This is a genomic window from Bradyrhizobium sp. USDA 4510, from assembly GCF_054059095.1.
Map to the genome: position 1 here is coordinate 4354198 of NZ_JBSSBT010000001.1, position 24466 is coordinate 4378663.

The window sequence follows — 24466 nt, forward strand, 5'->3', positions numbered from 1 at the left end:
TCGCTGGTCGCGACGACTGCTTTTTAGCTAGTCATCCGAGCTTGTTGGAACCAGTCTATGTCGGATTTTCCGGCCCGCGCAGCACAATTCTGGGCGACCAGGCCCGTGGCTCAAAAATCGCAATTTCGTGCCGGGAATATTGCAGGGCCGTTTCGGTTTCTGTCGCAGGACAGGCCCGTGGCGAAATGGCGTGACGCGTCTTGTGGACCGGAAGGTGATCGGATGCGGCGACGATTTCGAACGACGGGTGCGATTCTGGTTGCAGCGCTGTTGTGCGGCGCGCTCGCGACCCGCGAATGCGCCGCCGCGCCGACCGACGACGTCATCGCCCGCGGCAAGGCGCTCACGATCGCCGGCGACTGCGCCAGCTGCCACACGGCCGATCCGGCAAAGCCTTTTGCCGGGGGGAAGCGGATCGACACGCCGTTCGGTGCGGTGTTCTCGCCGAACCTCACCCCCGACCGCGATACCGGCATCGGCGGCTGGAGCGACGACGATTTCCTGCGCGCGCTGCGGAGGGGCGTCGCGCCGAGCGGCGCGCATTATTATCCCGCCTTCCCCTACCCGTACTTCACGAAGCTGATCCGCGGCGACATCCTGGCGATCCGTGCCTATCTCGCGACGCTGGCGCCGGTCAGCAACAAGGCGCCGCCGCCGGAGCTGCGCTGGCCATTGAACTACCGCGTGCTAATGGGGGCGTGGAACGCACTGTTCTTCACACCGGGCATCATCCAGCCGGACCAGGGCCAGGGTGCGGAATGGAATCGCGGACGCTATCTCGTCGAGGCCCTCGCCCATTGCGGCGCCTGCCACACGCCCAAGAACGCCTTCGGCGCCGACAGGCGTGACCAGGCGCTCAGTGGCAGCACGGTGCAAGGCATGTTCGCGCCAAGGCTCGATGGCGCCGCGCGCAGCGGGCTGAAATCATGGAGCGTCGCTGACATCGCCGAATATCTGCAGAGCGGCCGCAACGGGCACAGCCATGCCGGCCCCCTGATGTCCGAGGTGGTGCTCAATTCGACTTCGAAGATGCGCGACGCCGATGTGCACGCGATTGCGGTCTATCTGAAGAGCCTGCCTGCCGGCGCGCCGGAGCCGGAGGTCACCCCGCCCTCGCCGGCGCAGATGAGCAATGGCGAACGCATCTACCGCGGGGCCTGCATCGCCTGCCATGAGCTCGACGGCTCCGGCGCGCCGCGGATCTATCCGCCTCTGCCCGGCAACGCCAATCTGCAATCGGCCAATCCGGCGAGCACGCTGCGCATCATCCTCGACGGCGCGCAGACCGTGACCACGCCGCGCGCCCCGAACGGCGGCTCGATGCCGGCCTATCCCAAGCTCACCGACCAGGAGGTCGCGGACGTTGCGACCTACATCCGCAATGCCTGGGGTAACGCGGCGCCGGCCGTCACCGCGGACGAGGTCGCCAAGGCGCGGACGGCGAAATAGCCGTTCAGCGCTCCTCGTCGCTGAACACGAATTTCGGCATCTCCCATCGGTAGCGGATCGCAAGCATGCGGAACGTCAGCCCGAGTGCGAAGGTCAGCGCGGTCCAGAGCTGGGTGTTCACCTGCAGCCCGGAGCCGGTCACATAGAACAGTCCCGTCACCACGGAGACGCTGGCGTAGAGCTCGCTGCGAAACAACAACGGCACCTCGTTGCAGAGGATGTCGCGCAGCACGCCGCCGGCGCAGCCGGTGATCATGCCGGCGACGATCACGATCGGCAGCGGGACGTCGACTTGTGAGGCCACGTCGCAACCGGCCATGGTGAACACCACAAGTCCGATCGCATCGAGCACCAGGAATGCGAGGTTGAGCCGGTGCACGAGCCGCGCCAGCAGGATGGTGGCGAAGGCGCCCGCCGCCGCGACCGCAAGGTAGATCGGGTGCGCGACCCAGAGCAGCGGATAATGTCCGAGCAGAACGTCGCGGATGGTGCCGCCGCCGAGCGCGGTGATCGCGCCGAGCATGCAGACGCCGGCCCAATCCATGCTGCGCCTGCCTGCCGCCAGCGCCGCCGTCATCGACTGCGCCGCAACCGCAATGAACGAGAGCAAGTGCAGCACCGAATCGGTGGGCGGCATGGTCCACATTGAAAAGGCCTCATGAAACAGGTTGGAACCCGAGGAATCGGCGGTTCCTGCATGAACAGGTTGCAACATTGGCGCGGAACATCCTCGCGCGCCAGCCATTGTCCTCTGCGTTTAGCTTTCAGGGTGCTAACGGAGGAACTTTGCAATGGCCCATCAACCTGACGATCCGTATCGCGCCAACCTGACCGAGGACGAAATGCGCCGTCAGGCGCGCTTCAACAGCCTGGACAACGAGCTGCAGCCGGACCCGGACCTCCAGGAGGGACCGGCCAGCACCACCAAGATCGCGATGTTCGCCGTCGCGGTGGCCGTGGTGCTCGGTGCGTTGTTCTACGGCTTGAACAATACCTCGGTGCATGAGGCGGGTACCACGCCGTCAGCGCAGACCGCGCAGCAGCAGCCGGCCAATCCGGCCGCGCCGCCTCCGGGCATGCGCGACGTGACGCCGAAGCCGAACAGCCAGCCCGGCACGACCACGGGCGCGGCACCTGCGCAGCCGGCCTCTCCATCGGCCAACAAGCCGACTGGACAGGAAATCGACCGCTCGGCGGCGCCGGCCGACTCGACCGGCGACAAGAACAAGTAATCCGCTCGCTATCGTGAGCGATGAAGCAGCGGGCCCCGGCGGCCCGCTGCTTTTTTGCGTGTGAGTCTACTTGAACATCTTGTTGAGCTCGCCGCCGGGATAGCCGTTGGCGAATTCCGTGAAGGTGCCCTTCTCGGCCATCTCCTTGGCCGCCTTCATCACGCCGGTCCAGGCCATCCGCGCAAGCGCTCCGCCGACGCTGATCCGGCGCACGCCGAGATCGGCGACCGATTGCAGCGTCAGCTCCGACGCGCCGCCGATCAACAGATTGACCGGCTTTGGCGCCACCGCCTTCACAACCGCGGAAATCTCCTCCTTGGTCGCGATGCCCGGCGAATAAAGGACGTCCGCTCCTGCTTCCGAATAGGCCTGCAGCCGTTCGATCACCAGATTGAGGTCCTTCTTGCCCCACAGGAATGCCTCACAGCGGCCGGTGAGCAACACACCGCTGTTGTCGGCATCGATGGCCTTGCGCGCCGCCTTGATGCGCTCCACCGCAAGCTTGTGCTCGAACAGCGGGTTGGCGGCGTCTCCGGTGGAATCCTCAATGGAAAGCCCGGCGACGCCGGTCTTGACGCCGCGCGCGACATTGGCGGCGACCTTGTCGGGCTCGACCGCGAAGCCGCCCTCGAAATCCGCATTGACGGGAATATCGACCGCCGCGCACAGTGCGGTCAGGTGGTCGCAGACGTCATCGACGGTGACGCGGTTGTCGGCCTTGGCGATGGTCCATGCAAAGCCCGCGCTGGTCGACGCCAGCGCCTTGAAGCCGAGATGCTGCAAGGCGCGGGCGCTGCCGACATCGAACGGATTCGGAATGATGAAGCACCCGCTCTCATGCAGCTTCCTGAAGGCGGCGCGTTTGTCAGCAGTTGGCAGTGGCATTGGTCGCTCCCTGGAGTCATTGGCCGCGCACAGATAGGCACCCACGCATCCGCCCGCTAGTGCGGCTCATGCGCCGCGCGGCTGTCCTTCGGCGCCTGATCGCGTTCGTTCAGGCCGTAATCACGGATCACGCTTGCCACCCGCAGCCGGTAGTTCTCGAAGATCCGCGCGCGGCCCTTGGCCTGGGTACGGCGATGTTCGATCGTGTTGCGCCAGGCTTCCACCGCAGCCTCGTCGCGAAAGAATGACAGCGACACGAACTTGCCCTTCTCGGTGATGCTCTCGAACCGCTCGACCGAGATGAAGCCGTCGATCTCCTGCAGGATCGGCTTCAGCTCGGCGGCGAGGTCGAAATAGAGATCCCGTTGCTCAGGCTTGGGCCAGACTTCGAAGATCACTGCGATCATGGGCGCCTCCCGCACATTGCTGTTGTGGCCCTACTATACCTCGACCTTGCGGAGAAATGTCCGTTCCTCGGCGAGGATGAAGCGGTTTTCTTCCGCGAAGTTGAAGTTCGCCACTCCCTCCTTGTCCTGGCGCAGCCGCGCGCGATAGGCCTCATAGGCGGCAAGGCTGTCGAACGAGATCAGCGCAAAGGCGATGTTGTTGGTTCCCTCATGCGGCATCCAGTAGCCGATGAGGTCGCCGCCGCAGCGCGGGATGATCGAGAGCCAGTTCCGCGAATACTCCTCGAACATCGCGCGCTTGAACGGATCGAGCTGGTAGCGGATGAAGACGGTGACGGTCATTGATGGCCTCCAGTCATGTTTCCGTTATTGCGAGCGTCAGCGAAGCAATCCTCGCAATGACGGCCCGTTGAACAATAGCGGCTTGTCCGACCTCGATGCTTCGGCTATCATCGAACTATGAAAGCAGGACCCGACATCTCCCGGATCGCCGCTCTGGTCGGCGATCCCGCGCGCTGCAACATGCTGACCGCGCTGATGACCGGCCGGGCGCTGACCGCGAGTGAGCTGGCGCAGGAGGCCGGCATCACGCCGCAGACGGCGAGCTCGCATCTCTCCAAGCTCGAGGCCGGCGGGCTGATCGAGCCCGAGAAGCAGGGCCGCCACCGCTACTACCGCCTCTCCGACCCCGACGTCGCCGACGTGCTGGAAGGCCTGCAGGGCATTGCCGCCCGCGCCGGCCATATGCGGGTGCGCACCGGGCCAAAGGATCCGGCGCTGCGCCGCGCCCGCATCTGCTACGACCATCTCGCCGGCGATCTCGGCGTTCAGATGCTCGACAGCATGAAGCGGCAGAAGCTGGTCCGCCAGAGCAAGCAGGCGATCGAGCTCACCGGCGAAGGCAAGCGCTTCATGGCCGAGGAGCTGCAGATCGACGCCGATGCGCTGACGCATCCGCGCCGGCCGGTGTGCAAGGCCTGCCTCGACTGGAGCGAGCGGCGGCATCATCTCGCCGGCACGCTGGGCGCTGCCATGATGGACCGCTTCACGGAACTGAAATGGGCCGCGCGCGACGCTGCACCGGGCAGCCGCGTGGTCAATTTTTCGCGCAACGGCGAGAAGCGATTTGCCGCGCTGTTCGGCCCAGACCAGTAGCGGTGCGCCTTCGGGCAAGCGTCGATGAACCGCCGGTCTCGTTTGCCTCGCCTTCCGATGTATTCTCGTACGCTCGCCAACAGCGCGCGGCTGCCCGGCGTCCGCGAAATATTTCGAAGTGATGCTGAGCCGGCTTGCGGCGTGCTGACGCAGCTGTGAGCTGCAACATTCATGTCGCATTCAGGCCGCAACATTATGGTCGGCGACATCGGGCACGCCTTCTGCAATGATCCGGCCGGGCGAATCGGTAGACGAAAGCTTGTTGCGGTGCCGCAGCGCGGCCCAAAATAAAAAAGGAGAAGACATGAAGTATCTTTTTGCTGCAGCAGTTCTGCTGACGACCGCATTCGCCGGCATCAGCGCCGCTGATGCGGCCGGTGGCTGCGGCCCCGGCTGGCACCGTGGCCCCTATGGCGGCTGCGTCAGGAATCGCGGCGTCGTCGTCGCGCCGGGCGCCGTTGTCGTGCGCCCGCCGGTCGTGGTCGAGCGCCCCGTCGTGGTGGCGCCGCGTGTCCGCGCCTGCCCGTACGGCTTCGTCTGGCGCTACGGCCGTTGCCGCCCGATCTGATCGCGGCAGATTCCGAACTAACAAAACCCCGCCTGGCGCGGGGTTTTTCTTTTCGTCATGGAGTCGATATCACCAGCGGCGCCAGTGATGACGGCGCCAATGGTGGCGACGCCAGCCCCAATGCCTGCGGTGCCAGTGCCGGTGACGCCAACCCCAATGGCGATAATGCCAGCGTACTTGCTCGGGCTTCATGCGGCCGACCTCCTCGGCCGTTGTGACGGCGGGATGCGCTTCGCCAGCCGCTGGTGCGCGTGCATCCTGGTTGAGGGGAAGCGGCGCGAGCGGCGCCGCCTGCGCCGTCGCTGCGAAGGTGACGGCTCCGGCGGCGACACCGAAGGCCATCTTCAGAAAATCCCGACGTTCCATGAGCGTTTCCCTTTGTTGCTGAGTTGGACCAACTGCAGCAGTAAGTTTTTGCCTCGCGAGCTGAACGCTCGCTGAACCGCGCGTTCACGTTTCATGGAACTCGAGCGTTGTCGACGTCGTGACGTCACGCAACCATCATGCCGCCGTCGCCTCCTCCGCCAGCACCAGGAGATCGCGCGTGCGTGTCACCTCCGGCCAGTCACGGTTGAAGTCGGCGACCAACCGCTTCATGTGATCGCTGCTCACCGCGCGCTCGAGCGCCTTCTCGTCGGCGAACTGATAAGTCGCCTGGTGCAGCGAGGGATCGCTCAGGCTCCAGCATCGCCAGGCGCGCTCGGCGCCGAACGATTTCATCGCGTCCGGCAGATGCTCGCGCGAATACCAGGCGTCGAAGGCGGCACGCCGGGCGATGTCCGTGACGGTGGCGCGGACGACGAAATAGGCTGCGGGCATTGGTTTTCCTCCATGGTTTCATTTCGCACAGGCGGCCGGCATATGCTCCGTGATATGTCGGCCTGCTGACAATGCCTGATCAGGGGGATCACCCATGCTTGCCCGTCACCGCACCGCCCTGCTCTCGTTCCTGCTCGCCCTCGGCGCCGCGCTGCCCGTCGCCGCCGGGGAGATCGCGCTGCCGCGCGAGGCGCAGCTCGGGCCGCGCCCGTTCTATCTGGTCGACAAGATGAAGGACGGGCCCCTGAAGCAGCAGCTCAGCCAATGCACCGGGCCGTTCCACAAGACCGATTTTTCGATTGGCCATCGCGGCGCCGCGCTGCAATTTCCCGAGCATAGCCGCGAATCCTATCTCGCCGCCGCACGGATGGGCGCCGGCGTGATCGAATGCGACGTCACCTTCACCAGGGACCGCCAGCTGGTGTGCCGGCACTCGCAATGCGACCTGCACACCACGACCAACATCCTGACGGTGCCGGATCTCGCTTCAAAATGCACGCAACCCTTCAGCCCGGCCGATCCCGCCGCCGGCAGGAAGGCCTCGGCGAAGTGCTGCACCAGCGACATCACGCTCGCCGAATTCAAGCGGCTCACCGCGAAAATGGACGGCTTCAATCCGGATGCGAGGACGCCCGAGGAGTACCAGAACGGCACGCCGCGCTGGCGCACCGACCTCTACGCCAATTCCGGCACGCTGATGAGCCATGACGAGAGCATCGCCTTGATCAAAAGTCTCGGCGCAAAATTCACGCCGGAGCTGAAGGCGCCGGAGGTGGCGATGCCGTTCGACGGCGACTACACCCAGGAGACATATGCGACCCAGATGCTCGCCGCCTACAAGGCCGCCGGCATTCCGCCGAGCGACGTGTTCCCACAGAGCTTCAGCCTTAAGGACATCCTCTATTGGGTGAAGACCGAACCCGACTTTGCCAGCCAGGCGCTCTATCTCGAGGACCGCTACGAGAAAGCGGGCCTCGATCCGAACCGGCCGGAGACCTGGAAGCCGTCGATGCAGGAATTGAAGGCCTCCGGCGTCGCGATCCTGGGACCGCCGATCTTCGCGATGCTGGCGCTGAACGACAAGGGCGAGATCGTCCCGTCGGCTTACGCCAGGGCAGCGAAGGCCGCCGGCCTCGATCTGATCGGCTGGTCGCTGGAGCGCGACGGGCCGCTCAACCGAGGCGGTGCGTTCTACCACAAGTCGGTGAAGGCGGCGATCGACCGCGACGGCGACACGTTGACCGTGCTCGACGTGCTGGCAAGACAGGTCGGCGTCCGCGCGATGTTTTCCGACTGGCCGGCGACGACCACATTCTATGCGAACTGCATGGGGATGAAGTGAGATCTTGCGGGGCAGGTTACAGCCGCGCCTGCCCCGCCCTACGCACCGTGCGCGCCCGCCATGACCATTCCGGCCGTTCCGCGCGCGGCAGAACGGGACTAGCATCATCGCCTTCCCGCCCGACGGGACAACACCACAGGGAGGCCGCCATGAAGCCAGGACAACCGGTCAAGGACGCCAGCCATCTCTACGAAGTCGAGCGCCGCGCCCAGCACGCCGCCCGCCCCGGCTTCCGCATCATGGAGCTGCAGCTCTCGCCGACCCAGAAGGTGCCGTGGCACACCCACAGCAACATCTCCGACACCTTCTATGTGCTGGAGGGCCAGATGCGGCTGTTCCTGCAGGAGCCCAAGGAGGAAGTGAACCTGAAGGTCGGCGAAGTCTACGCCGTCCGCCCGACCCGCCCTCACCTCGTCACCAACGCCGGCACGACGTCGCTGACGTTCCTGATCCTGCAAGGCGTCGGCGAATACGACTACGTACCGCTGGCGTCGAAGTAACTCCCTCCGCTGTCGTCCCGGCGAAAGCCGGGACCCATTACCACCGCATTTCGGTGATGAACGGGATCGCCCCAGCGTCGCGCAACAATTGAGACTTGGGATAATGAGTCCTGGCTTTCGTCAGGACGACACTGAGTTTGCGGCGCCGCTTTGCGCGCCCGCCGCGCCTCACATCAGTTTCAGCGGCGCGTCGTGAACCAGGCGCAGGTCGATATTGCCGATCAAACGCGCGCGGCGCGCCTCGGCGGTGCTGATCGCAGCCTCGGTCTGCCGCAGTGTGCTGACATTCGAGCCGAGCGACACGATACCACCGAGCACCAGTGCGATCGATCCGAGTGCCGCGGTCTGACCGGCGCCCAACAGCTCGAGCAGCGCGACGGCCAGCAACGCGAACCCGCCTGCGATCGCGACCTTCGAGCCGAGAATGATCCGCCGGGAGCGCTCGGCGCTCTCGGCAAGCTCCTCGATCTGCGCCTCGATCTCGGAGATCTCGTCGGTCGGCTCGTCTTCGGTCATCGGGTTCGGACCTGTAGGGCGGGTCAGGCGGAAGCCGTAACCCGCCGTGTTCATTTTCGCAAGAAATCGCTACGCTTCAGGCGCGCGCTAGCTCTTGGTCATCCGATTCGGACTCAAATCAAATGTTAGCCTGTTCAACGCTCGACGACGGATGGGTCGCTGCGGCTCCCGCCGAGGTCGGCTTCGATGCCGAAAGCCTCTCCAGACTCGACGCGTTTCTCAAACAATGGCCCAAGCGCAACGTTCACGCCGTTGTCATCGTACGGCGCGGCAAGCTTGTGTTCGAGCGCTATTTCGCCGGCCGGGAGCGGCGGTGGATGGAGTGGTCGGCACCGGTTCAATTTTCGCCGGAAACGAAGCACGACATCCGCTCCATCTCGAAGAGCGTAACCTCACTTCTGATCGGCTTGGCCATCGGCAAGGGACAATTTCCGCCGCTCGATTCCGCTGTTATCGACTATTTCCCCGAATATGCCGATCTTCGTACGACGAGGAACGCTCGCATCACGTTCCGGCACCTGCTCACCATGTCGCACGGTCTACGGTGGGATGAAGCGCGCGGCTGGAACAGTCAGGCGAACAACGAACGGCATCTGCTCGAAGCGAAAGATCCCTACCGCTATGTTCTGCAACAGCGGATGGCGCTCCCGCCCGGCGTATCGTTCAACTATAGCGGCGGCGCCACCAGCCTCCTGGCTGCGGCCCTTGCCAAGAGCGTCGGCCAACGGATCGATGCTTTTGCCAGAGACAAGCTGTTCGAACCGCTCGGCATCACTGATGTCGAGTGGCTCAGCTTTACCGGCAGTGCCGAACTCGCGGCCTTTGCCGGATTGCGGCTACGGCCGCGCGACGTCGCCAAGCTTGGCGAACTCGTCGCGAATGATGGACGCTGGAACGGCAGACAGGTCCTGCCCGCCGCGTGGATCGCCGAGTCGACCAAGCCGCGGGTTAACGCCGGAGGGCACGTGGTCGTCTACTATGGTTATCACTGGTGGCTTGGCCGTTCCTTGCTGAACGGTCACGACCTGATCTGGATCGCCGCGTACGGCAGCGGTGGCCAACGCCTTTTCATCGTGCCCGGGCTCGATCTGGTGGTCGTCGTGAACGCCTTCGACCACGATGCCATCTCAAACGCCATCCTCAACCAGTTTCTCCTGCCTGCCGTGACGGACTGTCCGCCCCTTTCAGCGTAAAGGGTTGGAATGGGGCTGAGCTCAGCTCTCTGTTCGCAGGGCCGGTTACGCGACCGGGTCCGCGCGCGTAGCGCAGTGAGCGAAGGTGGAAGCCGCAACCCGCCACGGATCGTACGCCCCTGGAACCTCGAGATTCCGGGTTCGCGCTCACGCGCGCCCCGGAATGACGACAACAAGAGCAACAAAGGGAGACGCGCATGCGAAGGTCGTGGGTTACGCTTGCGCTAACCCACCCTACGCTCTCCTCACAACGGCAGATTGTCGTGCTTCTTCGCGGGGATCTCCACCTTCTTGTCCTTCAGCATCGCCAGCGCCCGCGCGATGCGGCGGCGGGTCGAATGCGGCATGATGACGTCGTCGATGTAGCCGCGTTCGGCGGCGATGAAGGGCGACAGGAAGCGGTCCTCGTACTCCTTGGTGCGGGCGGCGATCTTGTCGGGGTCGCCGATGTCAGAGCGGAAGATGATCTCGACCGCGCCCTTGGCACCCATCACAGCGATCTGGGCGGTCGGCCAGGCGTAGTTCATGTCGGCGCCGATTTCCTTCGACGCCATGACGTCGAAGGCGCCGCCATAGGCCTTGCGGGTGATGATGGTGACGAGCGGCACCGTGCACTGCGAATAGGCGAACAGCAGCTTTGCGCCGTGCTTGATCAGGCCGCCATATTCCTGCGCGGTGCCCGGCAGGAAGCCCGGCACGTCGACGAAGGTGACGATCGGGATGTTGAAAGCATCGCAGAACCGAACGAAGCGCGCGGCCTTGCGTGAGGCGTCGCTGTCAAGCACGCCCGCCAGCACCATCGGTTGGTTGGCGACGAAGCCGACGGTGCGGCCGGCGATGCGGCCGAAGCCGGTGACGATGTTTTTCGCAAAGGTCTCCGAGATCTCGAAGAAGTCGCCCTCGTCGACGACCTTGAGGATCAATTCCTTCATGTCGTAGGGCTTGTTCGGATTGTCGGGGATCAGCGTGTCCAGCGACATGTCGACCCGCCCGATATCGTCGAAGCTCGGCCATTCCGGCACGCCGTCGCTGTTGTTCGAGGGCAGGAAGTCGATCAGGCGGCGCATCTGCAGCAGCGCGTCGACGTCGTTCTCGAACGCGCCGTCGGCGATCGAGGAGCGCGTGGCATGCACCGAGGCGCCGCCGAGTTCCTCGGCGGTCACCACCTCGTTGGTGACGGTCTTCACCACGTCGGGGCCGGTGACGAACATGTAGCTGGTGTTCTTCACCATGAAGATGAAGTCGGTCATCGCGGGCGAATAGACGTCGCCGCCGGCGCAGGGGCCCATGATGACGGAGATCTGCGGGATCACGCCCGAGGCCTGCACGTTGCGGCGGAACACATAGGAATAGCCCGCCAGCGCCGCGACGCCCTCCTGGATACGCGCGCCGCCGGCGTCATAGAGGCCGATGATCGGCGCCCTCGCCTTCATCGCCATGTCCTGCAGTTTCGTGATTTTCAGCGCGTGGGTTTCGGAAAGCGAGCCGCCGAACACCGTAAAATCCTTGGCAAAGACGAACGTCTTGCGGCCGTTGACCGTGCCCCAACCGGTGACGACACCGTCGCCGGGGATCCTGGTCTTCTCCATGCCGAATTCGATCGAGCGGTGCTCGACGAACATGTCGAATTCCTCGAACGAGCCCTTGTCCAGCAGGAGCTCGATCCGCTCGCGGGCGGTCAGCTTGCCGCGGGCGTGCTGCGCCTCGATGCGCTTTTCGCCGCCGCCCAGCTTGGCGCCGGCGCGCCGCTCTTCGAGGGTATCGAGGATATCTTTCATTTGTTTCCGCCCGTGTTAGCTACAGTCCGCGTCCCGGCGCGAGCCGAGGTCCGCTTCGTTCGGAAATGGCTTAGCACGGCCATTTCGGAACCGGAAAGGCGGTTGTGGACGGGTTCGGGCGCAAAAACGGTAGGATTTTCCGATATCTGGGGAGATGGCGATGACCGACACGAGCACGGCCACGGTCGAGACCGGCGCACCGACCGGCGGGGTGCGCACCCTGCTCCGGCTGGAGGGCCTCGTGCTGTTCCTCGGCATGACCGTGCTCTATGCCCAATGGGAGGGCTCGTGGCTGGTCTATGTCCTGCTGTTCCTGGTGCCGGATTTGAGTTTCGCGGCCTATCTCGCCGGCCCGCGGGTCGGCGCCATCGTCTACAACGCCGCCCACAGCTATCTGGCGCCGGTCGCGCTGATGACGCTGGGCTTTGCCGCCGCGGCGCCGCTGGTGCTATCGATCGCGATGATCTGGCTCGCCCATATCGGGATCGACCGCGCGCTCGGCTACGGGCTGAAATATTCCAAGGGCTTTGGCTTCACCCATCTCGGGCGGATCGGGAAAGCGCAGGAGCCCGCCTAGCGCCCGCTTCCTGACGTCACGCACGGCCGGTCAAATTGACAGCGTGCGCGTCGATTGCTGGCGTCTCGAAGGATGCAGGCCCGCCTGTGGCCTCATGGTTCGAGACGCGCGTTCCGCGCTCCTCACCGTGAGGAGAGACAGACGTCAAGCAAAGCGGCGCGCGAACACCACACAGACGACGACGAGCATGGTCGCCACGATCATCGACCACGGCACCTGCTCGTGCAGCAACAGGCCGGCCAGCGCGAGGCCGAAGAACGGTTGCAGCAGCTGCAATTGGCCGACGCTGGCGATGCCGCCGATCGCAAGGCCGCGATACCAGAACACGAAACCGACCAGCATGCTGAAGATCGAGACATAAGCGAGCCCGAGCCAGGCCGGCGCGCCGATGCCCTGCCAGCTCGGCGGCAGCGTCATGATCGTCATCACGAGCACCACGGGCACTGAGAGCACCAGCGCCCAGGAGATCACCTGCCAGCCGCCGAGCCGCCGCGACAGCGCCGCGCCCTCGGCATAGCCGAGGCCGCAGACGATGATGGCGGCGACCATCAGGAGGTCGCCGGTCAGCGACGCCGATCCGTCGCTCGACAAGGCGAACGCGCCGACCGTCGCGCTGCCGATGCAGGAGAACAGCCAGAACAGCGGCTGCGGCCGCTCGCCGCCGCGCAGCACGCCGAACACGGCGGTCGACAGCGGCAGCAGCCCGATGAACACGATCGAATGCGCCGAGGTGATGTGCTGGAGCGCGAGCGCGGTGAGCAGCGGAAAGCCGATCACGACGCCGAGTGCGACGATGGTCAGCGACACCAGATCCTTGCGCTGCGGCCAGGGCTGCCGCAGCGCCGCAAGCAGCGCGGCGCCGAGCAGCGCCGCGATCGCCGCCCGCGCCGAAGTCAAGAACAGCGGCGAGAACTCTGCCACGGCCACGCGGGTCGCCGGCAGCGAGCCGCTGAAGATAATCACGCCGAGCAGGCCGCTGCCCCAGCCGTCGATCGAAGCCTTGTCCATCGTACTTTGCTTCCCAAAACGTAACTGCGCCCCCTCGCCCCGCTCTTGCGGGGCCGAGACGAGCGAAGCTCGCTCTTAGAGGGTTGGGGTGAGGGGCCGCCCCGCATACTCGGTAACGGCCGAACCCGTGGAGACTCCCCCTCACCCGGAACGCATCTGGCGATGCGTTCCGACCTCTCCCCGCAGGCGGGGCGAGGTGAAGCCGAGTCCACCTCGCACCGACCATAGCCGGCGGAGGCTCGCCAAGGCAGCTACAGATCAGTACAATATCGCAAAACTGTATGGGCAAAGGTAGGCATACACTTGCAACAGCAATCCGATGCGCCAAAGGCGACGCGGACCACCGACGTGATGAACGCGATCCGCGCCAAGGTGGCGAGCCGCGCGCTGGTCGCCGACGACCGCCTGCCCTCGATCCGCGGCCTGGCCGCGACCATGGGCGTGTCGCCCTCCACCGTCGTCGAAGCCTATGACCGGCTGGTGGCCGAGGGCCTGATCCGCGCCCGGCCCGGCTCCGGCTTCTATGTCTCGTCCACGGCCCTGCCGCCGCTCGCGCTCGCCAAGGACCAGCCGCAACGCGACCGCGCAGTCGATCCGTTCTGGGTGTCGCGGCAATCGCTTGATGCCGAGACCGGCGCGCTCAAACCCGGCTGCGGCTGGCTGCCCGCCGAGTGGATGCCGACCGAGGCGCTGCGGCGCGCGCTGCGCGGCCTCGCGCGGGCCGACGACGCCGTGCTCTCCGACTATGGCGCGACACGCGGCTCGCTCACGCTGCGTCGGATCCTGATGGCGCGGTTTGCCGACGAGGGCCTCGAGGTGCCACCCGAGCAGCTCTTGCTGACCGCGTCCGGCACGCAGGCGATCGACCTCGTCTGCCGCTTCCTGCTGCGGCCGGGCGACACTGTGCTGGTCGACGATCCCTGCTATTTCAATTTCCGGGCGCTGCTGCGCGCGCATCAGGTTCGCATCGTCAGCGTGCCCTACACGGCATCGGGCCCCGATGTCGCAAGCTTCGAGGCGACACTGGCCGCCGAGCGGCCGCGGCTCTATGTCACCAACTCGGCGCTGCATAATCCGACCGGTGCGACGCTGTCGCCGCAGACCGCGCACCGCGTGCTGAATGCCGCCACCGCCCATGATCTCACCATCGTCGAGGACGACATCTTTGCGGACTTCGAGCCGGAGCCTTCGGCGCGGCTCGCCGCGCTCGATGGCCTGAGCCGCGTGATCCGGATCGGCAGCTTCTCCAAGACGCTGTCGGCATCGGTGCGCTGCGGCTTCATCGCCGCGCGGGCGGACTGGATCGAGGATCTCGTCGATCTCCAGGTCGCGACCGGTTTCGGCGGCCCGAGCGCGGTCGCCACCGAGATCATCGCCGGCGTGCTGTCGAGCGGTTTCTATCGCAAGCATGTTGAGGAGCTGCGCCGGCGCCTTGCCCGCGCCCGCCGCGACGTCGGCGACAAACTGCAGCGCATCGGCGTCACACCCTGGCTGATGCCGCGCGGCGGCTTCTATCTGTGGTGCCATCTGCCCGACGGGTGCGACTCCGCCGACGTGGCGCGGCTGGCGCTAACGGACAATGTCGTGCTGGCGCCCGGCAACGTGTTCAGCGCCTCGCAGACGGCCGCCGCCTTCATGCGCTTCAACGTCGCGCAATGCCGCGACCCGAAGCTGATGCCGACCTTGCAGCGAGCGATCGGGCGCCAATAGCGACGGCGCCCTACTCCCTCTCCCGTTCTTACGGGGAGAGGGTTGGGGTGAGGGGCTGCTTCCTCTTGCACGGTGATAGCTGTGCCTGAGGAGAGTCCCCTCACCCGGAACGCATCTGCGATGCGTTCCGACCTCTCCCCGCACGCGGGGCGAGGTGAACGGAGTCCGCGCCGCCCCTACTTCTCACCAACCTTGAACGGCTCCTCCTTGCCAGGCGGCACGGTCTCCTCCGCCATCGCCAGGATCATCGCCACCATCACGTAATTGCCGGCGACCGCGGTGAGGTCGACGATCTGCTGATCGTTGAAAATCTTCTTGGCCCGCGCATAGGTCTCGTCGGAGACCTTCTTGGTCGTGGTCAGCTCGGTGACGAAGTCGTACACGACCGCCTCGTCGTCGGCCATCTTCGACGGCCGGTTGTCGGCCTTGAGCTCCGCGATGACGTCGGGTGGCAGGCCGGCCTTGGCGGCGAGCGGCGCGTGCGCGAACCACTCGACCTGCGAGCGCCACTGCCGGCCGATGATCAGGATCGCGAACTCGTTCAGCCGTGTCGGCACCGAGGTCTGCCAGCGCAGATAATAGAACAGATCGTAGAGCCGCTGGCCGAGCACCGGGCTCCGGATCATCGGATTGTAGGGACCGCCGATGCCGACGCTCGACACCTTCATGATCTGCTCGCCGAGCGGTTTTTGCAGGTCGCTGAGCTGCTCCATCGTGAGCTGCGGGAAGCGCGGCTCCTTGCTGGTGGCCGGCACCGAGAACACCGTCGCCGCGAGCCAGCCGCCGGCCGCGGCCAGCGTGAGCGACGAGAGCCAGACTGTTGCTGAATGCATGATTCCTCCGCTTGATTTTATCGGAGGATGCTAGTCGAGCTACGTAGCGCCAGCCAGCGATGAACACGCAGATCAGGTCATCACAGCGCGACGATATCGGTGAGGCATTGCTGCGTGACGCTCATCCGCGCATCGGTCTGCGCCTGCGTCTTGCAGTCCATGTTCATCGCGAACACCGTGATGTCGGTGCCCTTCTCGGCCCAGCCGACCAGCCAGCCGAGCGAGCCGTGCTCCTTGTCGGTGAGGCCGGTCTTGGCGCGAATGACGGCGTCGCCGACTTTCGTCACCGGGAGAATGTCGCACACCAGCTGCTGGCTGCGCTTGTCGACCGGCAGCACGCCGCGGCGCAGCCGGTCGAGGAAATCGATCTGCTGCACCGGATCGATCCGCAAATTGCCGGCCACCCAGAACTGGTCGATGCCGCCGCCGATGTCGCGGTTGCCGTAGTCGATGATCTCGAGATATTTCTTCATCCGCTCCTCGCCGATTCGGCGGGCGATCTCCTGGAACACCGGAAAGGCCGACACCGCGAGCGCGGAGCGCAGCGTGTGATCCTTGTTCCAGGCCTCGATGCTGCGGGTTGTGCCGTCCCACTTGAAGAGGTCCTTGTCGGCGTCCTGCACCACCCCCGTCTCGAGCGCGATCAGCGCGTTCGGGATCTTGAAGGTCGAGGCCGGCAGCCTGCCCTCGCCCGAGCGGACCTTGTCGCTGGCGATGATCAGATAGTCCTCGACCTTGTAGCCGACGAAGGTGCCCTCGGTGCCGAGCTCGAAGAACCGCTTTTGCAGCTCCTCGCGAAACTCGCTGCGCTGGTAGGACACATTGGCGAAGCTGCGCGATGGCAGGATCGTAGCGGCAGCAAGCAGACCGAGCGCATGGCGGCGATGGATCACGACAAGTCCTGGGCAGGTTCGCATTGACGACGATGGTGGATGCCATCGTGGTGAAAGGATGGCAAGAAGACTCACTTGTCTGTCGCGTTTTCTTCACGCGAACCGGTGCCCGCTTCGCTCGAAAACGCGCCCGCTAGCGCGCCCGGCCCGACATCCGCAGCACGAACACCAGCACCTCGGCGACGGCCTTGTAGAGCTCGGCCGGAATCTCGTCGCCGAGCTCGACATTGGAGAGCGCGCCGGCCAACACCTCGTTCTCCTCGATCGGGATGTCGTTGGCCTTGGCGACCTCGATGATCTTGGCGCCGATCGCGCCCTTGCCTTTTGCCACCACGCGCGGCGCACCGGCGTGGTCGTAATGCAGCGCGACCGCGAGCTGGTTGTTGGCCTCGCTCATGATGCGCGGTCCAGGAAATGGCCGGCGCGGGCGGGTGCGGGTTGCGGCGGGGTGCCGTCGCGGATCTCGATGTCGCCGGGCGTGAGCTCGGCCCTGGTCAGCGCCCGGCTCAGCTCGGAAGCGCCGGCGCGCAGTTGCGCGGCGGTCGAGGGACGCTCGGCCCACATCCGCACCGAGGTGCGCTCGCCGTTCAGCGACACCAGCGCGTGCACCGGGCCGGCCGGCTCGATATCGAGCGTGAAGCGCGCGCGCCACACCCGCTTGGCGGCTTCGACCTCATTGCCGCCGCCGTCGCGGGAAATCTCGAACTGCGCCATCGCCGTGCCCTGCGGGGTCAGGAACGGGATCTCGAAATTCCAGCGCGGCAGCATGGCGTCGAGCTGCGGCCGCGTAGCGTCGCCGCGGTCCGGCAGCGAGGCGACCTGCAGCAGCGTCTGCCGCGCCAGCGCGGCGTCGGTGTTTTCCAGCAGGCGATGCGCGGCGGTCGCGAGTGGCGTGTTTGGGGCGATCGACGGCTCGGCGACGGCCTGCGCCGACGGCAGCGCACCGCGAAACGGCGGTGGCGGTGTGTTGTCGCGTACCGGCACCTCGCCCGGCAGCATCTCCCTCGGCGCGGCGCCTTGCCGTGCGGGGTTGCCGAGTTCGTGCAGCGCTTGCTGAATGAGATTGAGCGCGCCGCCGGAGGACGGGCCGGCATCGAGCGCATCCGCGAGCGCCCCTGCGAACCCTGTGGTGCCGCGGGTGACATCCTCGGCGACCGGCAGGCGGGCCTGCGGCAGCAAGATCTCCTGAACGTCGAGGTCTGGCGTGCCGGATGGCATGAGGCTCGGCGCCGTCGCGGCGCTGGCCTGCGCCGGTTGCTGGAGCGGTGTGGCGGACGCGGGCCTGCCGGCATCAGCGGTACCAAGCGAGGTCAGCGCCTGGCGCAGCACGATCAGCGCGGCCTTTAGATCGGGCGCGCTGCCGCTCGCGGGCGCAATGCCCGCCGCCACCGTCGCCTCGAACAGCAGGCCGGATTTCTGCAAGCCGGTCTTGACCGCATCGCCGCTCAAATTCTCGTCGAGACCGGTCTGCTGCGCCAGCACCTGCGCGATCGCGGCCTGCAGCTTCGGCGGCAGATTGGCCGAGGCGACCGCGGCGAGATTGGCGAACAGCGGCGCCTGGCTTCCCTGCACCGCCGCCGCGGTCTGCGCCGTCGCGGTGATGGTGACGCGCTCCAGCGGCGTCAATACAGCCTTCGGTGCCGGGGCGACCGGCTGGGCGGCATCGGTGGCGTTGGCCGCTGCCGGCGACAGCCGTACGGCATCGCCGGTGTCCGGCCCCGGCCCGACCAGCTGCAGGCGGATGCCGTCATTGGTCTGCGACACTTCGAGCTGCAGGTTCTGGCCCTGCTGCAGCGGCACCTCGGTCTGGACGTCGATCGACAGGCTCGCGATCGCGATCCGCACCAGATCGGCGGACAGCACTTTCAGCACCTGCGCATTGACGACGCTGCCGGCCTCAAGCTTGAGGTCCGGCGCAACGCCGTCCGCCTCCTTCGAGGCGAGCACCGGCAGCACGGGATTGATGGCGAGTGCCATGTCGGAGGTCTCGGCCCTGCGCGAGGAACGTGCCGCAGGCTAGCCCGGCGCCGTAAACCCCTCGTTAACCGGCGGCCGGCTTGAGCTCCCTGAGCACGCCGGCGGCGGCCTTGAAATCGAGCTGGCGGGCGGCGCGGCGGACGGCGACCTCCTCGTCGACGCCCCATTTCTCGATGTTCCAGTCCTCGTCGACATGGGCGGCGGCCCAGACCTGGTCCTCGTCGCGGACGCCATGGGCGAGCGCCAGCGCCAGCAGCGCCGAGCCGGTCAGCGTCGTCACCACATGGAGCGCCGCGACCGACCATGGGTCGGTCGGGAACGCCGCCCGCGCCGCCTTGATCGCAGGCTCGGGCTGGCCGACATGCATCACCCCCTCGGCCATCACGAAATGGGCGCCGAGCGCGTCGGCGGCCCAGAACAGGATCGGATCCCAGTGCTGGGCCTCGCGCGCCACCAGCGTCTCTGGATGGCCGGCCCGGTAGAACAAGAGGTCGCTGCCGAGGAACTTGGCCGCATCGTCGGCGACCTCGTCGATGCGATCGATCACCCCCTCGATCACGCTGTTGGCAAGCCGCGTCAGCGGCATGGTCATGGGATCGATGGTCTCGCGCTGCGCATTCCATTCCGCCGCCACCGTGTCCGCAATGGCCCGCGTCGGCACCGCGATCGGCTTGCCGGACGGCGTGCGGATCGGCTTGCCGTCGAGCGTGATCGAAAATCCGCCATCGGCCTCGGCGACGCCGGCGCTGGTGTAGAACCGCTTGCGCTGGGGCGTGCGGATGTGGCGCCGCACCGCCTCCTGCGGATCGAACGGAGATTGTTCTGGGACATCGTCGAAAAGTTCGCGCATCGCGCCGGGTAGCTTTCGTTCATAGGGATTTCCCTGCAAGATATGTCAGGGGCAACGGCAAATAAAGCTGATGGGACGCGGCAAATTCCTTGCGGGTTTTTCGCTGGTTGCGGTGGTTTTCGCCTCCGCCACAGCCTGTGCCGGGTTCCGTTCGCCGGAATCCCTGATCCGCAACGTCTACGCCCATTATGGGCGAGGCAGCGCCGAATATTCCAACGGCCTGCCGCGCGACGAGGAAACGGCTCGCCGATTCTTCGATCCCACCCTGCGCGGTGCCTGGACCGCGCTGCACGATGCGCCCTACGATTTTCTGGTGCAGAGCCCGACCTGGCGGCTCGGCCCGATCTCGATCGCAATCCCGCGCCGGCAGTTCGACAAGGCCGACGTGACGGTGACATTCGACAATGAAGGCCGCGCCGTCACGCTCAACTTCATCGTCGTCAATGGTCCCGACGGCTGGGTGATTTCGGATGTCGAGAGCCCGCACGATTCCTTGCGGACGTTTCTGACGCAGTTTCGGCGGTAGTAGCTGCCCTTGCCCTTCCGGCGATCGCTGCTCCACCGGCCACGTCGGCAGCCATATCGGCTACAAGCCGATGCTTTGACGCTGCCGCTTGGCCCGCCTTGTGACTATGTCCGCCTACCTGTTCCGGTCACCACCAAGAAGATTCTTGTAGACCTTCCCATCTTTCATGATGACCAGGAAATTCTTCGCCGGATCCTCTATCAGCTTGATGTTGTCGATTGGATTGCCATCGACCAGCAGAAGGTCGGCCAACGCGCCTTCCTCCACCACGCCCAGCATGCCTGGATATGGATTTCGAAGCCCGGACAGACCGAGCAATTCGGCATTCGTCGATGTCGCCATGATGAGCGCTTCAGCCGGCGTGTACCATCGCGTGAGGGCTGACAGCATGGCGCCTTGCCGGTCGGCGAGTGCCTTCGAGAACAACACGTCGGTACCGAATGCCGTCTTCAACTTGTACTTCTTCGCAAAGCCGTAGACCCTGTCGGTGCCGGCAACGACCTGCCGCATCTTGTCCTGCTCCGCAGGTCCAAGGGCGCTGGCGCCCGACATATCGAGGAAGGGCTGGGTGCTCAGCCAAATTCCCTTCTCGGCCATCAGGCGGGCCGACGCGTCGTCCATCAAATGACCATGCTCGATACACTTGACCCCCGCTGCGATCGATCGCTGGATCGCGACCGGCGTGTAGGCGTGTACGACGGCATAAGTACCCCAGTTCTCCGCAGCCTCGACCGCGGCGCGCAACTCCGGTTCAGTGAACGTGGACACATCGAGCGGGCTGAACGGCGACGCCACCCCACCGCCCGCCGTGAGCTTGACCTGCGTAGCCCCTTGCATGAGTTGCTCGCGCGCGCGCACGCGAACTTCATCCGGGCTGTCCGCGACCATGGCGCCGCCTATCCTCTCCATGCGGCTGAGCATGCCGCCGATTGTTCTGGGCAGATCGGACAGCGGCCGGAAGTCGCCATGGCCGCCGGTGATGGTGATCATGGCACCGGATGGGTAGATGCGGGGACCGGCGACGAGACCTTCGTCGATCGCGCGCTTGAGGGAAAAGGCCGGCCCGCCCATGTCGCGAATGGTGGTGAAGCCGCGCATGAGGGTGGCCGTTGCCTCGGCGGCCGCAAGAAGATTGATGTAACCGATGTCGCTGGCCATCACGGCCGCCGGCGTCGGGCGTACCAGCAGTGCATGCCAGTGCGCGTCGATCAGCCCGGGCATCAGCACCCGTCCGTCGCCGGCAATCACCTGAGCGTCGGCCGCGATCGGCCCAGTCGAAATTTTCTCGATCTTGTTGTTCCGGATCAGCACATTGGACGGCCCGGACAGCGCGCCATTCCTGCCATCGAAAATTCGCACGTTCTGAAACAGCACGTCGCCATTCTGCTGAGCTTGCGCGGGCAGCAAGGCGACGAGGCTCATCACGATCGACGCAACCAGCGCCGAAACTCTCACGCCCTTCCTCAAACCTGACATGTCCACTCTCCGCCGATGGCGCATCGCGCGAGACCGTCATTGATGTCGCGAGGAGCCGATTTGATTTCAGACGATTAATGAGAGTTCTGCTGCTCCCTAGAGGATCGACGGCCTATTGAGCCGCTCTGGCGGCAGGCTGTAAAGCGTAAGTCAGCCATCCGATGCCATGAGACAGCAGATCGATCCCCAGCAGCAGCCCGAGCACCCACAGCCCGGTCGCCGGAAATCCCGTCAGAATGATGAGGCCGGCCAGAACGCCAAACAGCCCGGATGCCAGCATGATCCAGCCGGACTGCTGCCAATGGCCGATGCCGACCAGCATGCGCACAATCCCTGAGACCAAAAGCATGAGACCGAGGGCATAGGTCAGGAGCAGCGCGCTCGCCACCGGTTGGCTGAGCAGAACGATTCCGCAGGCAAGGTAGAGCACCCCCAGCAGAAGCTGCCACACGAATCCACCCCAGCCCTTGGTCCAGAAGGCGTGCAGGATTTCGAACCCGCCGGCAACAATGGCCGTCCAGCCGATAAAGATGGCGCTGATCACGGTGAAAAGCACGACATCTCCCAGCACCAGAAGGCCCGCGGCGATCATGACGAGGCCCAGCAGAACGCAGACCCATAAAGGCGGGCCAGGCAGGCCGCGGAGCATCGTGGGACTGTTCTCATAGGTAGCCATGTCGTCCTCCTTGATCCCTGGCAGCCATGGCACGGTCGCGCATTCCAGGCCGCGCAACCGCGCCACTCGCGCCGCCGGAGCTTGTGCCTGCCCTCACCAGCGCCATCCACAGCGGCGGCGACCTCTGTGCCACCAACAGGTCCAGCGGCGGCGGCGCGGTGGCGGAGGACGCGGGCGCGGTGGTGGCCGGGCGACGACCATATGAAGCGGCCGCTCCGGATCATCCGTCTTCGCGACGAGGGCATCTTCGGGGGCGACTGGCAGCGCCTTGGCCGCCTGCATCAGCAAGCCGGTTCCGAGACCAGCGACTGCGACGCCGCCAAGCATTCTCCGGAGCACGATGCGACGGTCGAGTTCATCCATATCTGGCACCTGGTTATTGCAGAGACCTTCTTGCCCCGCGGCGCCCGACGTCCGATCAGGCCGATCGCTCGCCCTCGCCGGTCGCTCCGTCGTCCGGTATTTCGCCTGGCCGATAATTCGGCAGCCGTCCCGCGGGAATGACCGTAAGCAGTGCGAGGCCGGCCATGATCAGCAACCCGATCTTCAAAGCGCGCAGGCGCGCTTCGGTGTTGACCCGGACGGCTTCCTCGACCTGCTGTGGCGTACCGCTCGTGCCTTCGAGTACGCTGCGCAGCCGATCATTGCTGACGAAAGTGATGTTGCCGAGATCAACCTGGCTCTGAAGCTCCTTGGTCAGCACCGGACTGGCCGCGATCCTGCCGAGCGCGATCGTGCTCAAAAGACCGACCAGAAGAGCTCCGGCCACCGCGGTGCCAACGGCAGCCGCCAGATTCTGCGTGGTTCCGCGCAAAGACCCGACATCCCCCGCCAACGCCTTGGGCGAAGCAGTGACCAGAACGTTGAACAGCAGTGTCACCAGCGAGCCCTGGCCGATACCGAACAGCACGAGGCCAAGGAGAACGGGAATCTCGCTCCAGTCGTTGCGCACGACGAACGCGAGCCACAGCAACGCAACGGTGCAGAGCCCAAAGCCGAAGCGTCCGATCTGGCGGGGCGTCAGCTTGTCGTAGAGATTGACGATCAGCATCGCCGAGAGAAAGACGGTCAGATTGAACGGCATCATCGCGATCGCCGTCGCGATTGGCGAACGTCCCTGCACGATCTGGATGTAGAGCGGCACCGTGAAGTTCAGCGCGGCCTCGAGCGCCACGACCGCGAACAGCGCGTAGACCGCACACCTCTCCTCCGGCGAATCGATCACCTCCAACGCCAGCAAAGGCGTCCTCCCCGCGGCCTGCTGGCGATGCGTCCACATCAGGAATGCCTGCCCGAGCACTATGCCAAGCACGATCAGGACCGGTGCCGGCGAGACGCCCAGCAAGTCGAATGGCGCGTTAGGGGTCGCCAGGATCACGCCCCAACTGTTCAGATTATTGAAGCCGAAGCTGATGAAGATGATCGCGCTCGCGGCAAGAGCGACCCCGATCATGTCGATCTGGACATCCGGGCGACCGTGGTCCGGCCGCAGGCGGAAACTCAGAGCGAAAGCGATCGCCGAGGCAACGATGAGAATTCCAAATGCGGGGCGCCAGCCGATATAGGTGCCGAGCAACCCGCCGACGACAAATGCCAGCACGCCGGCGGCAGCCCGCGCCGAGCCCAACGCGCCAAGGGCCGTCGCCTGCTGGCGTCCGGCATAATTCTCGGCAATCAGCGCGACGAGCGAGGGCACGATCACCGCGCCCGCAGCGCCGCAAAGCGCCTGAGCGGAAATCATGACGGAGGCCGTAGGGCTGAACGTCATCGCAATCTGCGCTATCAGGAAAAGCACGACGGCACCGCGAAATACCTGCACCGCCCCGAACCTTTGGGCGAGCTTGGCGCCAAGCATCACGAACCCGGCGACAAGCATCGAGTACGCCACGATTCCAGTCGCGACCGTGGTCGGCGGCACGCCGAAGCTGGCCACCATTCCCCCCATCGCAACCGGCAACGACGCGACGTTGAACGACATGATCATCTGGCCGAACGCAATCGCGACCATGGGCACCCATGATGCGCGCTCTTCCTGATGAATGTCGCCGATCGAGATTGCTTGCGTTGCCATCGCGTCCTCCAACCTGCCCGACGTT

General features: G+C 65.5%; 28 protein-coding genes. 10 read left to right on the plus strand and 18 right to left on the minus strand.

Annotated features, from left to right (window positions below):
• The first annotated feature begins 222 nt into the window (after positions 1 to 222).
• The gene (locus tag ACVMDN_RS20060) at positions 223 to 1449 is read left to right on the plus strand and encodes a c-type cytochrome (RefSeq protein ID WP_076831318.1); all 1227 of its coding nucleotides are present in this window, start codon (positions 223 to 225) and stop codon (positions 1447 to 1449) included.
• A gap of 4 nt (positions 1450 to 1453) precedes the next feature.
• On the opposite strand, the gene ACVMDN_RS20065 is transcribed toward ACVMDN_RS20060, so the two are convergent.
• Positions 1454 to 2095 (minus strand): trimeric intracellular cation channel family protein, encoded by a 642-nt coding sequence (locus ACVMDN_RS20065; protein ID WP_076831320.1) that lies wholly within the window; start codon positions 2093 to 2095, stop codon positions 1454 to 1456.
• A 145-nt stretch (positions 2096 to 2240) separates the two neighbouring features.
• Here ACVMDN_RS20065 and ACVMDN_RS20070 point away from each other — a divergent pair, with 145 nt between their 5' ends.
• Positions 2241 to 2681 (plus strand): hypothetical protein, encoded by a 441-nt coding sequence (locus ACVMDN_RS20070; protein ID WP_076831323.1) that lies wholly within the window; start codon positions 2241 to 2243, stop codon positions 2679 to 2681.
• Between the two features lie 66 nt (positions 2682 to 2747).
• On the opposite strand, the gene ACVMDN_RS20075 is transcribed toward ACVMDN_RS20070, so the two are convergent.
• From ACVMDN_RS20075 to ACVMDN_RS20085, 3 genes are read right to left on the minus strand one after another with little or no spacing between them, the layout of a single operon-like run.
• A complete protein-coding gene (locus tag ACVMDN_RS20075; RefSeq protein ID WP_057015964.1) occupies positions 2748 to 3566 on the minus strand; it encodes an isocitrate lyase/PEP mutase family protein in 819 nt (272 codons plus the stop codon).
• A 56-nt stretch (positions 3567 to 3622) separates the two neighbouring features.
• Positions 3623 to 3973 carry an antibiotic biosynthesis monooxygenase family protein gene (locus ACVMDN_RS20080; RefSeq protein ID WP_028338223.1) on the minus strand — a complete coding sequence of 117 codons (351 nt, stop codon included), beginning with the start codon at positions 3971 to 3973 and terminating at the stop codon, positions 3623 to 3625.
• A gap of 33 nt (positions 3974 to 4006) precedes the next feature.
• Positions 4007 to 4315, minus strand: a complete 309-nt coding sequence (locus ACVMDN_RS20085; RefSeq protein WP_050384507.1) for an NIPSNAP family protein — start codon at positions 4313 to 4315, stop codon at positions 4007 to 4009.
• 117 nt (positions 4316 to 4432) lie between these two features.
• Here ACVMDN_RS20085 and ACVMDN_RS20090 point away from each other — a divergent pair, with 117 nt between their 5' ends.
• Complete coding sequence (locus ACVMDN_RS20090) at positions 4433 to 5128, plus strand: ArsR/SmtB family transcription factor (RefSeq protein ID WP_026192884.1); 696 nt, start codon at positions 4433 to 4435, stop codon at positions 5126 to 5128.
• A gap of 180 nt (positions 5129 to 5308) precedes the next feature.
• Here ACVMDN_RS20090 and ACVMDN_RS20095 read toward each other — a convergent pair whose 3' ends face one another.
• Positions 5309 to 5434: a hypothetical protein gene (locus ACVMDN_RS20095; RefSeq protein WP_256520351.1), complete on the minus strand. Its 126-nt coding sequence runs from the start codon at positions 5432 to 5434 to the stop codon at positions 5309 to 5311.
• On the opposite strand from ACVMDN_RS20095, the gene ACVMDN_RS20100 reads away from it, so the two are divergent.
• Positions 5433 to 5696: a GCG_CRPN prefix-to-repeats domain-containing protein gene (locus ACVMDN_RS20100; protein ID WP_076831326.1), complete on the plus strand. Its 264-nt coding sequence runs from the start codon at positions 5433 to 5435 to the stop codon at positions 5694 to 5696. The genes ACVMDN_RS20095 and ACVMDN_RS20100 overlap by 2 nt on opposite strands.
• A gap of 69 nt (positions 5697 to 5765) precedes the next feature.
• Here ACVMDN_RS20100 and ACVMDN_RS20105 read toward each other — a convergent pair whose 3' ends face one another.
• Positions 5766 to 6062 (minus strand): twin-arginine translocation signal domain-containing protein, encoded by a 297-nt coding sequence (locus ACVMDN_RS20105; RefSeq protein WP_076831329.1) that lies wholly within the window; start codon positions 6060 to 6062, stop codon positions 5766 to 5768.
• Between the two features lie 135 nt (positions 6063 to 6197).
• The gene (locus tag ACVMDN_RS20110; protein WP_057015961.1) at positions 6198 to 6515 is read right to left on the minus strand and encodes a hypothetical protein; all 318 of its coding nucleotides are present in this window, start codon (positions 6513 to 6515) and stop codon (positions 6198 to 6200) included.
• 94 nt (positions 6516 to 6609) lie between these two features.
• On the opposite strand from ACVMDN_RS20110, the gene ACVMDN_RS20115 reads away from it, so the two are divergent.
• Both ACVMDN_RS20115 and ACVMDN_RS20120 read left to right on the plus strand, forming a co-directional pair.
• Positions 6610 to 7857 carry a glycerophosphodiester phosphodiesterase family protein gene (locus tag ACVMDN_RS20115; protein ID WP_057015960.1) on the plus strand — a complete coding sequence of 416 codons (1248 nt, stop codon included), beginning with the start codon at positions 6610 to 6612 and terminating at the stop codon, positions 7855 to 7857.
• A gap of 149 nt (positions 7858 to 8006) precedes the next feature.
• Positions 8007 to 8357, plus strand: coding sequence for a cupin domain-containing protein (locus ACVMDN_RS20120; protein ID WP_018272103.1), 351 nt, complete (start codon positions 8007 to 8009; stop codon positions 8355 to 8357).
• A gap of 168 nt (positions 8358 to 8525) precedes the next feature.
• On the opposite strand, the gene ACVMDN_RS20125 is transcribed toward ACVMDN_RS20120, so the two are convergent.
• Positions 8526 to 8873 (minus strand): hypothetical protein, encoded by a 348-nt coding sequence (locus ACVMDN_RS20125; protein ID WP_076831330.1) that lies wholly within the window; start codon positions 8871 to 8873, stop codon positions 8526 to 8528.
• Positions 8874 to 8995: 122 nt separating this feature from the next.
• Between ACVMDN_RS20125 and ACVMDN_RS20130 the strand changes: the two genes are divergently transcribed.
• Positions 8996 to 10066 (plus strand): serine hydrolase domain-containing protein, encoded by a 1071-nt coding sequence (locus tag ACVMDN_RS20130; RefSeq protein ID WP_076831333.1) that lies wholly within the window; start codon positions 8996 to 8998, stop codon positions 10064 to 10066.
• Between the two features lie 245 nt (positions 10067 to 10311).
• Here ACVMDN_RS20130 and ACVMDN_RS20135 read toward each other — a convergent pair whose 3' ends face one another.
• Positions 10312 to 11844 (minus strand): acyl-CoA carboxylase subunit beta, encoded by a 1533-nt coding sequence (locus ACVMDN_RS20135; RefSeq protein ID WP_076831336.1) that lies wholly within the window; start codon positions 11842 to 11844, stop codon positions 10312 to 10314.
• Positions 11845 to 12004: 160 nt separating this feature from the next.
• On the opposite strand from ACVMDN_RS20135, the gene ACVMDN_RS20140 reads away from it, so the two are divergent.
• Complete coding sequence (locus tag ACVMDN_RS20140) at positions 12005 to 12421, plus strand: DUF4260 domain-containing protein (protein ID WP_028335494.1); 417 nt, start codon at positions 12005 to 12007, stop codon at positions 12419 to 12421.
• A gap of 144 nt (positions 12422 to 12565) precedes the next feature.
• Here ACVMDN_RS20140 and ACVMDN_RS20145 read toward each other — a convergent pair whose 3' ends face one another.
• Positions 12566 to 13429, minus strand: coding sequence for a DMT family transporter (locus tag ACVMDN_RS20145; RefSeq protein WP_076831338.1), 864 nt, complete (start codon positions 13427 to 13429; stop codon positions 12566 to 12568).
• Between the two features lie 351 nt (positions 13430 to 13780).
• On the opposite strand from ACVMDN_RS20145, the gene ACVMDN_RS20150 reads away from it, so the two are divergent.
• On the plus strand, positions 13781 to 15139 hold the full coding sequence (locus tag ACVMDN_RS20150) for an aminotransferase-like domain-containing protein (protein ID WP_076831695.1): 1359 nt from the start codon (positions 13781 to 13783) through the stop codon (positions 15137 to 15139).
• Between the two features lie 176 nt (positions 15140 to 15315).
• Here the strand turns inward: ACVMDN_RS20150 and ACVMDN_RS20155 are convergent, their stop codons facing one another.
• From ACVMDN_RS20155 to ACVMDN_RS20175, 5 genes are all read right to left on the minus strand, one after another.
• Positions 15316 to 15972, minus strand: coding sequence for a carboxymuconolactone decarboxylase family protein (locus tag ACVMDN_RS20155; protein ID WP_076831341.1), 657 nt, complete (start codon positions 15970 to 15972; stop codon positions 15316 to 15318).
• Between the two features lie 80 nt (positions 15973 to 16052).
• Positions 16053 to 16865: a class D beta-lactamase gene (gene blaOXA / locus ACVMDN_RS20160; protein ID WP_076831343.1), complete on the minus strand. Its 813-nt coding sequence runs from the start codon at positions 16863 to 16865 to the stop codon at positions 16053 to 16055.
• 133 nt (positions 16866 to 16998) lie between these two features.
• The gene (locus ACVMDN_RS20165) at positions 16999 to 17262 is read right to left on the minus strand and encodes an EscU/YscU/HrcU family type III secretion system export apparatus switch protein (protein ID WP_028335488.1); all 264 of its coding nucleotides are present in this window, start codon (positions 17260 to 17262) and stop codon (positions 16999 to 17001) included.
• Positions 17259 to 18842 carry a flagellar hook-length control protein FliK gene (fliK, locus tag ACVMDN_RS20170; protein ID WP_076831346.1) on the minus strand — a complete coding sequence of 528 codons (1584 nt, stop codon included), beginning with the start codon at positions 18840 to 18842 and terminating at the stop codon, positions 17259 to 17261. Before fliK ends, ACVMDN_RS20165 begins: the two co-directional genes overlap by 4 nt.
• A gap of 64 nt (positions 18843 to 18906) precedes the next feature.
• The gene (locus ACVMDN_RS20175) at positions 18907 to 19692 is read right to left on the minus strand and encodes an ATP12 family chaperone protein (protein ID WP_057015499.1); all 786 of its coding nucleotides are present in this window, start codon (positions 19690 to 19692) and stop codon (positions 18907 to 18909) included.
• Between the two features lie 70 nt (positions 19693 to 19762).
• Here ACVMDN_RS20175 and ACVMDN_RS20180 point away from each other — a divergent pair, with 70 nt between their 5' ends.
• Positions 19763 to 20218 carry a hypothetical protein gene (locus ACVMDN_RS20180; RefSeq protein ID WP_057015498.1) on the plus strand — a complete coding sequence of 152 codons (456 nt, stop codon included), beginning with the start codon at positions 19763 to 19765 and terminating at the stop codon, positions 20216 to 20218.
• Positions 20219 to 20332: 114 nt separating this feature from the next.
• Here the strand turns inward: ACVMDN_RS20180 and ACVMDN_RS20185 are convergent, their stop codons facing one another.
• The 3 genes from ACVMDN_RS20185 to ACVMDN_RS20195 all read right to left on the minus strand — a co-directional run bounded on the left by ACVMDN_RS20185 (position 20333) and on the right by ACVMDN_RS20195 (position 24441).
• The gene (locus ACVMDN_RS20185) at positions 20333 to 21640 is read right to left on the minus strand and encodes a metal-dependent hydrolase family protein (protein ID WP_244558928.1); all 1308 of its coding nucleotides are present in this window, start codon (positions 21638 to 21640) and stop codon (positions 20333 to 20335) included.
• Between the two features lie 166 nt (positions 21641 to 21806).
• Positions 21807 to 22370, minus strand: coding sequence for an HdeD family acid-resistance protein (locus ACVMDN_RS20190; protein ID WP_076831697.1), 564 nt, complete (start codon positions 22368 to 22370; stop codon positions 21807 to 21809).
• Positions 22371 to 22788: 418 nt separating this feature from the next.
• Positions 22789 to 24441, minus strand: coding sequence for an MFS transporter (locus ACVMDN_RS20195; RefSeq protein ID WP_194295394.1), 1653 nt, complete (start codon positions 24439 to 24441; stop codon positions 22789 to 22791).
• Positions 24442 to 24466: the final 25 nt, after the last annotated feature.